Raw genomic sequence first — 13,068 nt, 5'->3', positions numbered from 1 at the left:
ACAATTCACTCACTGTAATTCAGACCACGCAGGATGAACGAAGAAAGGCGCTGGGGAATCACCCCCAGCAACCAGGTGCCGAGGTTCAGCGGAAACGGGAAGCTGATGCGCCCCTGATTGGCGGCCAGGCCGCGCTTGATGCGTCGCGCGGCTTTTTCGGCGGTCCACAGGAACGGTTTGGGGCCGGGCATCTCGAAGCACATTTTCGATTCGACATAACCCGGCAGGATCACGTTGATCTTCACCCCTTCCGGCGCCAGCCAATCGCGGATCGCCTCGCCGTAGACCCGAATCGCCGCCTTGCTGGCACTGTAGGTCGGAGTGACCGGCAAGCCGCGCCAGCCGGCCAGTGAGCTGAACAGGGCGATCTGCCCATTGCCGCGCGCACGCATGGCCGGCAACGCTGCTTCCACGGTGGCCAGGGCGGCCATTACGTTGACTTCCAACAGGGCACGGCTGTCGTCCCAGCACTCGGCCTCGCCGTTGCTGCCAACGGCAGTGTTGAGGCCAGCACCGACCAGCACCAGGTCTGGCTGCTCGGCCTCGCTGACCCGCCGGACCATGGCACGCAAGGCGTCCAGATCCCGTACGTCGAGGGCTTCGAGCAATACCCGGGCACCGAGGGCGCGGCATTCGCTGGCCATCTCCTCAAGGCGGTCCATGCGCCGGCCTTGCAGGATCAAAGTCACGCCCGGCGCGGCGTAGGCAGGTGCCAGGGCGCCGCCGATGCCGCCCGTGGCGCCGGTGATGAGGATGCAGCGGGGTGCAGACGGGTGCGTCATAGGAAGTTTTCGATTCTCGAAGTTTTAGCCAGCAACACGTCCAGGCAGTTGTTCACCGCCATGTCGATCCCGCAGCCGGTGTAGAAGCCGCCATTGATCTGGGTGGTGTGGATCACGCTATTGCGAAAATCCCGGAACAGCGCCATGTCCGGCGCTTCGCGATGGCGCCAGAAGTCGTCGAGGCTGCCCTGTTGGGTCAGCCCCGGCATGGCGTAGATCGGGTTGGCGAGGGTGTAGGTTGGGCGTTTGTGCAGCAGTGCCGAGGCACCTGCGGTGCTGTTGACCGTGATCATCCCAGCGATGTGTGACAGCAGCGTCGGCATGTGCCCGCTCTGCAGGAAGTCGACCCGGTCGGCTACGCCATACTGCTTGGCCAGCGCCTGGGTAATGCGGTGATAGTTCACCAGGCCCGGGGTCAGCGGATGGTTTTTCACCAGCAAGCGGGCCTCGCCTGGGGCAAAGGCGGCGAACGAAGCAATGACATGGTCGATGACTTCGAACATGTTGGCGAACGCCGAGTGATCCTTGATTTGCGCATCACTGTCCAGTTGCAGCGGCAGCAAAAAGGTCGGGTGGCGCTCACGCGCCACTTCAGTCACCAGCGCGTCGTCACGCCGGCCGGCGAACAGCAGGCGCACGCCCTGGCGAATGAAGCCGGCGTACTCCTTGGCGGCATTGAAGGGCGCGTGGGTGCGGTAATGCGGGAAGCACAGTTTATTCAGCGCACCGCCACAGTGGTAGGCCACATCGTGTGCGGCGCGGGAGACGAACGACAATTTGAACGGGCTGCCATTGTCATAGCGCGGTACGTGCTTGCCGACTTCACGGTACCAATCCGGGTCCCGGGGCAGCAGGGAGTTGTTGTTGACTCCATCGCGCTCAAGGGTGATCCAGTAGGGCCGGAAGTAGCCTTCTTCGAACACGTGCACACGAATGCCCAGGCGCCGGGCCAGGGCAATGGCCGGGCGATGCACCGGGCGGCAGTCGCCGAACAGCACCAGGTCGGTGATGTCGAGGTCGCGAAACCGTTGGCTATAGAACGCCTCGAGCTCTTCTGGGCGCGCCGAAAACCCATGGCGCGAGCCGGCGCTATACAGCACATCACCGACGTTGAAATTGATGCTGTGCACCCGCTGGTCGATCGCCCGCAGGGCCTTCGCCAGTCGAGCGAAGAACGGCGAGCTGACGCCCTGCAGGAACAAGAAGCTGTTGTGTGGCTGAGGCGGAAGAGGGCGATCGGGCGCCCGCGCCTTCAGCTTCTCAGGCGACTGATGCCCAATAAACTGCTCAAGCGCTGTTTCAATTCCTGCCATCTGGATGGTGCTCCTGGCTGCGGTAAAGCATGCCAATTCTGTAATTCGTAAAGAGTCTGTTCTGCAGTGGTAAAGCGGTTGGTGATGCGGCTTACATAGGTGGGGTAGAGCAGCAAGGTGCCGGCCACCAGTTCGTCGAGGTCCAGCCGGCGCATGCGCCTGGCCTGTACTTCGGGTTGCAGGTCCTGATCTTGGGTCAACCCCCAGCCGGCATAGAACGGCTGGCCGTAGGTGGTTACCGGTACACCGCGCAGCAGGGCTTCGAAGCCCGATTGCGAGGTCAGGACGTGAACTTCGTCGACCAACTCCAGCAATTGTTGCAACGGTGTATCGCCGATCACTTCGTCGCACCAGTTGACGGTCTGCGCCTCGTCGTCGCCTCGGGCGCGGGTGCCAGCCAGTACTTCGGGGTGCGGCTTGTAGAGCACCCAGGCACCGGGGTTCTGCTCGCGTACTGCCTGCAATAATTGCAGGTTGCTGCGGATGCGGTTTGCTCCAAAACGGATAGACGCATCGCCTTCCACCTGGCCGGTTACGAGGATCACTCGTTGTGCCGCGGTGGGGCGTTGCCAGGCATTGCCGGGCAAGTTGTATTTGGTCAGCCCGGCGTGGCAGATGGCTTCGCGCAGGGCTCGCGCCCGGGCTACCAGCGCTGGGTCAAAGGACTTATTGAGCAAGATGTGTTCCAGGCGCGAGGTGCGCGTGGCGTCGTAATAGATGCCCAGGTCATCCACTACCCACGACAACGGGCGGGCCTTGCCGGCACCGAGGCCGACCGAGCGCAGGAACCCATCCTCTACCCGGCTGACTGGTTGCCCATGTTGTGTCAGATCGCAGTCATGCTTACAGCCCCAGGACACCACTGGGAGAGCGGCGTCCAATGGTTGTGCGGGGTTGACGAACTGAATGGCACAACCATTGAAGAACAGCTTAACCAGTGGCTCTTTCCAACGACTGAAGCCTAGCATCTGCACGGATTCGGGCAGCGCACTGCGCTGGCGACGCTGCAGCCCGAGCCAATTCATCAGCACTTCTGGTGTGCAGGGCTGACCGGTTTCGGGGCTGACATAGCGCGGATAACGCACCAGGCTGGCGTGTATCAACTGCGCAAGGCTGGCGGGTTGGCGCCGTGACGGTGCAGGCAGACGATCCTCGGTCAGCCCCCAGCCGGCGTAGAACGGCATGCCCCAGGTGTGCACGGGGACATTCCACAGCAGGGCATCGAAGCCCAGCTGCGAAGTCATCACATACACCGCGCGCATGCGTGGCAGCAGTTCGGCGGGATGGACATTCTGTACCAACACCTGCACTCGCGGGTGGTTGGCCAGGGCTGCGAGGTCGAAATGCCCGCGCTTGCGCCCGGCGATCACATCCGGGTGGACCTTGAGCACAATGGTGCTGGCGGGGTAGCGCGCCAGGGCGGCTTCGAGCATGGCGCTGAAATCGGCCGCAGTGGCCCCTTGCAGGGACGCATCGGCGAAAGTCTGGTCGGCCACCAGTACGCAATCGGCTGGCAGTTCGGGGTGGGTGATACGCGCGTCGTTGTATTTTGACACTCGCTGCTGCTGCCACAGTTGTTGCAGCGCGAGGGCTCGCTCGGTCTGGGCTGAATCTAGTGGCTCGCCGATAAGTTGTTCTAAGCGGGAGGGTGTGCTGGAGTCATAATAAACACCTATGTCGTCGACTATCAGGGACAACGGGGGATCGTCGGCACCTAACCCCATCGAGCGTAGAAACCCATCCTCCAATGTGACAATGGGCATTTCCGCTTTAGCTGCTCTCGCAATAATTTTCAATGCGCTGGGTTTTCTTCCCCAAGCCATTAGGTAGTCCGCTCGACGAATAGCACGCAAGCCGCCGTGCTGCAGCACGTATTCAGGCAGCAACGAGGGGAGAGTAGCGATGCGCTGGGCGCCCTTGGAGAGGACCAGCAAGCGCGGGCGGGGAGAAACGTCGTCCATAACGTGGAGCGCAGATCCGTTCGATTAATTGTTTATGGTAGTGTTTACGTTGGATGCTTCCACCGTTAACAAATTCGCGGGGATAGTAATACAAATAAATAATTGAAGATCGGGCTTTCGGTCGAATACCTAGACAAATTTAGCAAATTGTTTGATTTCATTGTGCCATCTTTTTGTGTGCGGCGTTAGAGTAAGCTGAGCAAGTAATCATATTTCTGACGAAGCAGGGGCATACGCTCCTTGTCCTGATACTCGGCGATAGTCTCCGGCCGCAGGCAATGGAAGAGGGCGTTGAGCAGGAACATGTAGTGTAGATTGCGCAGTGCCTCGTCAGCGTCGAAGTCCTCAGGCAATGCGGTGCGATAAGTATCGAGAAACTGCTTTTGCGCGGCGAGAAACAGCGACATGTCCTTACGGCGGAACAAGCTTCCTAAGTAGGCCCCGCCATCAAACCCCACGCGTCCCACCTTGACTTCGCTCCAGTCGATCAACTGCAGTTTTGCGCCATCGACGAAAAGATTTTTGCGTAGGTAGTCCATATGGCTAATGCAGCGTGGGCTGAGGCGTGCGGCTCGGCCGAGGCGGGCCACCAAGGGCTCGAAAGCTTTGAATGAGTTGGTTAGACCGGTAAAGCGCTCATCTGTCTGGGCTAGCCGTTCGAGCTCAGGCAGGTAGCGAGCGAAATTAAATCGCGGGCGCAGTAGAAACCAGGGGCGGTAGAAATCCATGCACCAGTAGAGGGGCGCCTGGTGCAGAGGACGAGAATTGATATAACGATGACTGAGGCTTTCCAGTTCGGCGATGCCTAGTGCCAGTTGCGGGGCGATGGAGTGCATGCGCGGCGGCTTGCCGCTGACGAAGTCGGTAAAGATTAAGCTTTCCCAGGGGGTTTCGATAATCCCCAGACAAGCCGGGTAGTGGAATTGCTCGCTGCCCCGGAGCATATCCCCGGTCCGATAGAAGCGCGATTCCTGGCTACTGATAAAAGCGACTTTGCGAATAGACTTTTCCACCAGATCTAGGGTCTGGCCATTGCTCGGATCGATCAGGCGATGGTGCCGCACGTAGTTGACGAATGAGGCGTTGGAGGCCAGGTCTTGACTGCTGATGGATAGAGGCTCATTGCCCCAGTGTGGCAGTAGCGTGCGTAAGTGTTGCTCCAGAGTCCCTTGTTGCCAACGATAGAGGGTTCTGCGGCCATGCAGGGGGTGTAGATCCATTTTCATAACTTCAACTTAGGCAAGAGCCGTATGTCCGATTTGTAGCGGTTTTGGTAACAGTATGCTGCGTGATACAGATCGCTGATTCAACGAAAAGTTTACTAAATACGCCGCCGCCGTGGTTCGAGGCGGCATTAAACCGGTTAAACTCCACTGCTTGCAGGATTGGGACTTTGCTAAATGTTGCAAAGACCTTAAAATTCGCCGCTTAACACTACGTTGTTTTCAGGGACGAAAGTCAAACATGAATCACCTCGCTATCGCTAAAGAAGCCCTTATCGCCCAGGCGCAGGCCGTCACTCAGATGGCCGCTCGCCTGGATGGTGAGTTCCAGAATGCCGTCGAGCTGATCTTCGGTTGCAAAGGTCGTGCTGTGGTCTGTGGCATGGGCAAATCCGGCCTGATCGGGCAAAAAATGGTTGCCACCTTTGCTTCCACCGGCACCCCGAGCTTCTTCCTGCATCCAGCCGAAGCCTTCCATGGCGACCTGGGCATGCTCAAGCCGATCGACGTGCTGATCCTGATCAGCTACAGCGGCGAAACCGAAGAAGTGATCAAGCTGATCCCTAGCCTGAAATCCTTCGGCAATAAAATCATTGCGATGACCGGCAACGGTAAATCGACGTTGGCCAAGCACGCCGATATCTGGCTGGATATCTCCGTCGAGCGCGAAGTGTGCCCGAACAACCTGGCGCCGACCACCTCGACCCTGGCAACCATGGCCATGGGCGATGCCCTGGCAGTGGCCTTGATCGAGGCCCTGCAATTCAAACCGATGGACTTCGCACGCTACCACCCGGGCGGCAGCCTGGGTCGTAAACTGCTGACCCGCGTCAGTGACGTGATGCACACACCGGCACCGATCGTGACGCCGGCCACCAGTTTCCACGACTGCCTGATGGTCATGACCCAAAGCCGCATGGGCCTGACGGTAGTGATGGAAGACGGCGTCCTGGTCGGCATCGTTACCGACGGTGACTTGCGTCGTGCGCTGCTGGAGGACGAAGGGGTAATCCACACCACCGTCGCTCACTTCATGACCCCCAAGCCGCACACCATCAAGGATGATTCGCAGCTGGCCGAGGCCGAGGCCTACATGCTTGATAACAAGATCCGTGCCCTGGCTGTGACCAACCACGAAAACGCGGTGGTTGGCGTGGTCGAGATCTTCGACTGATCGTATTGCAGGCAAAGTTCGGGGTCGAGACGACCCTGAGCTGTCTTGTTCGGTAGCAAAGAAACGGTAGGAGCTAATGGCTCCTACCGTTTTTTTGTTTCAGTCAGCGAAGGCGACCAACAGATCACCCGCGCCAGCTAGTCCATCCACTACTGCGCCATCTTCGCCATCACCTGCGCATAACCTGCCGCAGTGCCGAGCACGGCCTCCTTGCCCTGGGCAAACAGAATGGCGTCCGCCACTTCACGGAACGCGCCAGTACCGCCTGCTGCGTTCAGGGTGTGGGTGGCTGCGGCTTTCACGTACACCGGCGCATCCGCCACTGCGAAGGACAGGGCGCAGGCCGCAAAGGCCGGCAGGTCGATGCAGTCGTCGCCGATGCACGCGGTGTGCGCGGCGCTGACGCCGGCTTCGGCCATCAACTGATTGCAGGCGGCCTGCTTGTCCTTGACGCCGAATTGGCAGAGGGTGATGCCCAGGTCAGCCACGCGCTTGCGCAGCGTCGCCGAGTCGCGGCCGGACAGCACCGCCACCCGTACACCGTTCTCTTCCAGCAGGCGCATGCCCATGCCATCACGCACATGGAAGCGCTTCAGGCATTCGCCGGTGGCGTCGTAATAGATGCCGCCATCGGTCAGCACGCCATCAACATCGGTGATCACCAGGCGCACATCATTGAGGGAAGGCTGTGGCGCAGGCGCCTGGCCGCTCATGATTGCCCGCACTTGCTCCAGGCACTCCGGTGTATCGACACCCGGACCGGTCGGTTCAACCAGATACGCACGAATGCAGTAGCCGGCAGCCATCAGCCGCAGTTGTTCGAGTTTCTCGGCGTGCTCGAGCATCGGCTGTGGCAAGCCGCTGTAGTCGGCCAGCACTTCGCGACGATAGCCATACACACCTACGTGCTTGAGGTAGTGCGCGACTTCGCCATCCCGTGGGTAGGGGATCGGTGAGCGGCTGAAATACAGGGCGTTGCCGTTGTTGGCCAGCACTACTTTCACGGTGTTGGGGTTGCCGGCTTCATGCGCATCGATCGGGTGGCACAGGGTGCCGACCTTCACCTGCGCATCGGCGAGCATGCCGGCTGCGAGGGCTTCGATGTCCGCCGGACGCACCAGCGGTTCATCACCCTGCAGGTTGATGTAGATGTCCGCCTCGACCTGGGCCATGACTTCGGCCAGGCGGTCGGTACCAGACGGATGGTCCGGCGAGGTCATTACACATTCACCGCCGAAAGCCCGCACCGCTTGCGCGACGCGCTCATCGTCAGTGGCTACTACCACTACCTGGGCATTGCCCACTTGCAGGGCGCGTTCGTAAACGTGCTGCACCATCGGCTTGCCGGCAATGTCGGCCAGCGGTTTGCCCGGCAGGCGTGTCGAGCCATAGCGGGCCGGAATGACGATCGCGACCCGTTGTTCTGTACTTGCCATGTTCACAATCCTTGCTTCAAGAACCGCTGTTTCAGGCAATGTTCAGCGGAGCGAACGATTTGATCAGGTCATCCAGAGCCTTGATCTGTGCCAGGAACGGCTCAAGTTGGTCCAGCGGCAGGGCGCTAGGGCCGTCGCACTTGGCCTGGTCCGGATTTGGGTGAGCTTCCAGGAACAGACCGGCCAGGCCAACGCCCATGCCAGCACGAGCCAGTTCGACGACCTGTTCGCGACGACCGCCGGACGCAGCGCCCGATGGATCGCGTTGCTGCAGTGCGTGGGTCACGTCGAAAATGATCGGCAGGTTTTCGCAGGTGCGCTTCATCACGCCAAAACCGAGCATGTCCACCACCAGGTTGTCATAACCCAGGCAGGTGCCGCGGTCGCACAGGATCAACTGGTCGTTACCGGCTTCCTTGAACTTGTGCACGATGTTCTGCATCTGCGAAGGGCTCAGGAACTGCGGCTTCTTGATGTTCACCGGCTTGCCAGTCTTGGCCAGGGCCACTACCAGGTCGGTCTGGCGCGCCAGGAACGCAGGCAGTTGCAGCACATCGGCCACTTCGGCAACCGGAGCGCACTGATAGATCTCGTGGACGTCGGTGATCACCGGTACGCCGAATTCAGCCTTGACCTTTTCGAAAATACGCAGGCCTTCTTCCATGCCTGGGCCACGATAGGAGTGGATCGAGGAGCGGTTAGCCTTGTCGAAGCTGGCCTTGAATACGTAAGGGATGCCCAGCTTCTCGGTGACGCGCACGTATTCGGCGCAAGCGGTCAGGGCCAGGTCCAGGGATTCAAGGACGTTGATGCCGCCGAACAGGACGAAGGGGGCGTTGTTGGAGCATTCGATGGTTGGGGTGATTTTGATCATTTTTTTATCTCAGAGAATCCCATTGGGAAGTAACCGATTGTCAAGCAGATATTTTTTATTTTGACGACTTTGCTTTTTCCGTCGGAGGCTAAATTGAATCTAACGAATAATTTGTCTTTATGGCTTTTATTTACCGATAGGAACTGCTCGAAAACGATGAGCTGCGTCCATTCACCAGGTACGCTTTTTTCAGAGTTCTTGTGATGATATCCAAAATTTCCAACACCACCAAGCGTAATGGAGGCTTCACCTTGCGAGCTAAATACGTCTGCAGTGAACGTCAGAAATTGACCTGCTAAGGCGTTTAGCTTCACTGGCTTTGTGACGCTAGAGTGCAAATAAATATTCGTATCTCGTGGGTCTTGCACATCGATTTCAATTTGGCCCTGTTGGCCGTTTATCGTAATTGTTGACTGTGATTTGTTCCGTAGCTTCCAGTGATCATTAATGAAAAAATCATCAGTTGAAGAACTAATTTCGCCTGCTGTGTCTAGCTGGTGAGATTCTATGAGGTTGTATTTTTTGTTGTATGTTGGCGTGACTAATTGCCAAGAGGCTTTATTGAGGTTGCAGGTTGTGCCTGAAAGCGAGCTTCCGCGATAAAAGCCAGTATTGTTGAAGAAAATCGGGATGTTGGTTTCTTTGTAGTCATGGCGATACTGCCATAGTGCACCTTTATTGGGTGCGCATAGCGATCTGAAGGGATCAAAACACTTAGCGTTTTCTCTTTCTAGGCGTAGGGATCTCCTCAGGTTCTTTGCGTCGGTTGTTATTTTTTCGGTAATGGATGAAAGGTCTGGCCCGGTTCGTAGAGCAAGCAGTACGTTTATTAAGTCGTAAGTATAGTCTGCGCTATTTCCAAGATTAAGGACGTGTGACTCTATATTTATCGTCTGAACGATAAGTTTCTTTTGGTCGGGTTGTGCGTTAGTGAACAACGTTGCATTGATTACATCTATGTCGTCATGTCCGTGAATTAAGTAAATGGCGGAATTTTTCCAGGTGTTATGAACAATGTCCTCGATCTTCGTATGATTCCCATTCAGGTTATCGATATGCTCAATAAGTTCTGGCCAGGCGTAATTCTTTGTAATGTCTAAGTTTATTTGTGGGTTGAATGCAATTGCGTTCAGGTCAAGTTTTAGCGCGTGCAAAATTGCGCCGTATCCTGACATGGATGATCCGAAGAGAAAGGTGTTTTCTGGTTTGTAGTTTTTGATGTAATGTGAGATGACGCGCTGAAAGCTCTCTCCATTATCTTGATCAAGATACCATGTGTTGTTTGGGTCGGTAACAAATAATAAATCACAAACTTGGTTTTCTGTGAAGGAGCGAAGAGCCATATATCGATCGCCATGATTGTGGGTGCTCATGACAATCAATAGCTTTTCAGTATGTTGTTCGCCGTCCAGTCTTGCGTAGAGAACCTTTTTTCCTGAGGAGGTTTCCTCATGCTGCTTAATAAACTCTAATAGGTCGTGCGCGCCCGTCACATTATGATCTCTTATAGTTAGTTCGAGCGGGTCCAGACGCATGTACTTAAATATACTCTGGCGCCCGCTCCAGTATCACTTTATTTTTTTCTCGAAAAGCTCATTCTTTTTGGAAAGAAAATATGCATCCAATGAATTCGCTTATTCTTCGAGTCTGAAAAGAATTTTTTTGGTGTCTTGCGGAATTTTTCCCATTTTTTCTTGGATTTCTCAGCTTTCTCGGCAACCTCTCCAAGTGTTGCAGGAATCATTTGTGGTGCTGGTGCTGGTGCTGGTGCTGGTGCTGGTGCTGGTTTGACAGCTGGCGCTGCTGCCACTGCCGGAGCTTTTACAGCGGGAGCGGGTGCTGCAGGTTTTGCGGCTTGCGGCTTAGTTGCTGCAGGCTTCGCAGGCGCAGGCGCAGGCGCAGGTTTTGGTGCCGCCGCAGGTTTCGCTGGTGCAGGCTTCTCTACTACTGCCCCAGGTACAGTTGGTTTCACCAAAGAAACGTGGGATGGTAGCTGGAAAATACTTTTAAGCTGAGCTTTTCCTGATGGGAACGCAGAGACAAGTGAGCGCTGTAAGGTTCTCAGCAGAAAAGTTTCATATTGACGATATTCAGTAATTCCAAGTCGGCTAGGTACTTTTCCGGCTAAAAGATCTTCTATGAAATCATCAATTTGGTCGGTACGATAGTCGGAAGTAAAGCCTTTATCGCCATAAAAGGCATTGCCGAACTGTATAGGTTGATAACCCTCAAATGCTGCCTCAAGCAGGGCTTGTGAGTTAATTCCTGAAATATAATCAACCTGCTTGAACAGCGACTTGATGTTAAAGTCTTCTATCAGTATCAGTCGGTCGTTCGCGGCGGAAATATAAGGTGTTGCGTCATATTTTTTGCAAAGAGTTTCCAGGGTTAGTGCAGAGGTAATATTTTTCTTTTTCTGCTCCCATGGATGAGATTTGAATATGATGTTGAAATCAGTTTTGCTAAGCAGTTTGTCGATCAACTTCGAGTAGAAGGCGATCGTGTTCATACCGGTGCCATTATGCTCTAGGACAGAGAAGTCGTTGAGAACTTGTCCTGTAATCAGTAGAGTCGGTTTGCCGTTTTTGAAAAGTTTAACGTTTGTTTCTTTAGGTTGGCTAACATTTTTATTTTTTGCAGATACGACCTTGTTGAGCGCTTTATTGCGTTCACGGTCGCGTTCGTCGGCAGAAATTTTTGGTTCAAGTGACTTGTAATATGCTTGGTATTTGAGGTTCGAGTTATTGGCGATCGGCTCGTACTTTTCTTCTGTGTAGTTGTCGTTTCCTGTGAAGAAGCTTTCCAGTACAAATGGTCGTGCGGTGTGAGTGCGCGTGAACTCAAGTAGGGCTCTGGCGTAAACAAGGCTACCCGAAAATACCAGAACGAATTTTGGGTTGTGGCGCTTGAGGATGGTGGCCCAATAATTAATCCAGTGTATGGCGGCAGCCATGTTCCAGAGTACAAGGTCTCTGTGGCTGGATAGTAGGAGGGTGAGTAGTGTTTTTAAGTCGCCTGGTAGCGTCTGATCGCGGAGGTCCTCTGATGTGATTGCCAGCGAAAGTATCTCTGCACGAGCGACTTTGAATGCGTTGATCTGAAAAACGCTGTATTCAAAAAGCTGCGAGGGCGTCATGTCCTTTAAGAGGTCGTAGTGCTCAGTGAGCTTATCTTGAAAGGGCGTGTAATCTCCGAAAGCGCTCATCCACTCTCGGTATTCGTTGTTGACGATTACAGTCGCTTTGGCATCATGTAGATAGTCGAAAAGGCTGCCGAAGTTTCGGGTGTGAATGTGTACCGGGTCCGCGATAAGGAACTTGCTCATGCAAATGCTTCCATTGCTTTGATAATTGAATCCTGCTTTCCTTTAAGCAGATTAACGTGCTGCTTCATGTTCATGATGATCGAGTCTTGCCAGGTGATTAGGTTCTGGCTAGGTGTTTGGCTTGAATGCAGCATATTCGAGTAAATATTGTTCTCGTTACTGGCCAAGCGATTGATGGTTTTTGCGTCTTCGGCCGGATCCATTGTCAGGTAGATTCCGTGGCGGCCATTTTCAATTAGGTCCGGAACCATGCCAATAGGATTGGAAAGGACGGGGACACCCATTGCGGCAGCTTCAGGGATATTGGCGGGGCCACCCTCGAAATAGCTAGTCATTAGGAGTGCGTCAATGCCGCGGTAGGCATCAATTAGTGTTGCGTATGGAATTCTCTCATACACTTCCGCCTCAAATCCTAAACTTCTAAATACGCGACCTTCCTCAGATCTGCCATCGCCAACAAGAAAGAATTCTATCAGTGATGGGTCTAAGCGTTTGGCAAGTTCAAATAGGAATGCTTCACCCTTTACCTTTCGCCCATATCTTTTGGATACAACAGCAAGGGTAAATTTATCTCGTTTGATTCTACCTTTGGTTCGAGCACTATCTATCAGATGATGATTGTAGCCGTGAGGAACGACGCATGTGTGGTGAATGCCACATTCTGCCAGTTTCTTCTGTTGGAGTGTGTTCAGGCAAATAACCATGTCAGCTTCGCGATACCGATCAAGGAACGCATTGATCGAAAGCCAGCCGTCAGGGTCATTCAGGTCGTGGTGAACAGTAACGACGCAGGGTGAGATCAGTTTGTCTTCTAGGTGTGGTCGGTGATAATGACGAACGTGTGCGCCGATCACCGGCTTTTCACTAATTACCTGTTCTGCGATACCGTCTGTATAGCGGGAGAAGTAACTGAATATGTCTTCGAAAATCCCGCTGTGAACATTGTTGGATGTGACGTGGTTTATGATGATAGTCATTTC

General features: G+C 55.0%; 10 protein-coding genes. 1 reads left to right on the top strand and 9 read right to left on the bottom strand.

Features of this window, described 5'->3' with window-relative positions; genetic code table 11:
• Window positions 1-5 precede the first annotated feature (5 nt).
• The 4 genes from CKW24_RS03445 to CKW24_RS03430 all read right to left on the bottom strand — a co-directional run bounded on the left by CKW24_RS03445 (window position 6) and on the right by CKW24_RS03430 (window position 5,276).
• Window positions 6-782, bottom strand: a complete 777-nt coding sequence (locus CKW24_RS03445) for an SDR family NAD(P)-dependent oxidoreductase (protein WP_095165283.1) — start codon at window positions 780-782, stop codon at window positions 6-8.
• Window positions 779-2,095, bottom strand: a complete 1,317-nt coding sequence (locus CKW24_RS03440) for a capsular biosynthesis protein (RefSeq protein ID WP_095165282.1) — start codon at window positions 2,093-2,095, stop codon at window positions 779-781. The genes CKW24_RS03445 and CKW24_RS03440 overlap by 4 nt, the downstream gene beginning before the upstream one ends.
• Entirely contained in the window at window positions 2,035-4,056 is a 2,022-nt protein-coding gene (locus tag CKW24_RS03435; protein ID WP_095165281.1) for a capsular polysaccharide biosynthesis protein, read from the bottom strand. The genes CKW24_RS03440 and CKW24_RS03435 overlap by 61 nt, the downstream gene beginning before the upstream one ends.
• Before the next feature lie 185 nt (window positions 4,057-4,241).
• The gene (locus CKW24_RS03430) at window positions 4,242-5,276 is read right to left on the bottom strand and encodes a phosphotransferase (RefSeq protein ID WP_095165280.1); all 1,035 of its coding nucleotides are present in this window, start codon (window positions 5,274-5,276) and stop codon (window positions 4,242-4,244) included.
• Between the two features lie 244 nt (window positions 5,277-5,520).
• On the opposite strand from CKW24_RS03430, the gene CKW24_RS03425 reads away from it, so the two are divergent.
• A complete protein-coding gene (locus tag CKW24_RS03425) occupies window positions 5,521-6,453 on the top strand; it encodes an SIS domain-containing protein (RefSeq protein WP_095165279.1) in 933 nt (310 codons plus the stop codon).
• A gap of 149 nt (window positions 6,454-6,602) precedes the next feature.
• On the opposite strand, the gene kdsB is transcribed toward CKW24_RS03425, so the two are convergent.
• The 5 genes from kdsB to CKW24_RS03400 are packed head-to-tail and all read right to left on the bottom strand — an operon-like array spanning window position 6,603 to window position 13,065.
• On the bottom strand, window positions 6,603-7,889 hold the full coding sequence (gene kdsB, locus CKW24_RS03420; protein WP_095165278.1) for a 3-deoxy-manno-octulosonate cytidylyltransferase: 1,287 nt from the start codon (window positions 7,887-7,889) through the stop codon (window positions 6,603-6,605).
• A gap of 31 nt (window positions 7,890-7,920) precedes the next feature.
• The gene (gene kdsA, locus CKW24_RS03415) at window positions 7,921-8,763 is read right to left on the bottom strand and encodes a 3-deoxy-8-phosphooctulonate synthase (protein ID WP_095165276.1); all 843 of its coding nucleotides are present in this window, start codon (window positions 8,761-8,763) and stop codon (window positions 7,921-7,923) included.
• The gene (locus tag CKW24_RS03410) at window positions 8,760-10,298 is read right to left on the bottom strand and encodes a hypothetical protein (protein ID WP_177440569.1); all 1,539 of its coding nucleotides are present in this window, start codon (window positions 10,296-10,298) and stop codon (window positions 8,760-8,762) included. Before CKW24_RS03410 ends, kdsA begins: the two co-directional genes overlap by 4 nt.
• 38 nt (window positions 10,299-10,336) lie before the next feature.
• On the bottom strand, window positions 10,337-12,088 hold the full coding sequence (locus tag CKW24_RS03405) for a capsular biosynthesis protein CpsB (protein WP_095165274.1): 1,752 nt from the start codon (window positions 12,086-12,088) through the stop codon (window positions 10,337-10,339).
• Window positions 12,085-13,065: a glycosyltransferase family 4 protein gene (locus CKW24_RS03400; protein ID WP_095165273.1), complete on the bottom strand. Its 981-nt coding sequence runs from the start codon at window positions 13,063-13,065 to the stop codon at window positions 12,085-12,087. Before CKW24_RS03400 ends, CKW24_RS03405 begins: the two co-directional genes overlap by 4 nt.
• Window positions 13,066-13,068 lie beyond the last annotated feature (3 nt).

It is taken from the genome of Pseudomonas sp. Irchel 3H3, from assembly GCF_900187635.1.
Lineage (GTDB): Bacteria > Pseudomonadota > Gammaproteobacteria > Pseudomonadales > Pseudomonadaceae > Aquipseudomonas.
Note: the sequence above shows the minus strand (reverse complement) of the source record. Positions and strands in the feature narration are given on the sequence as shown.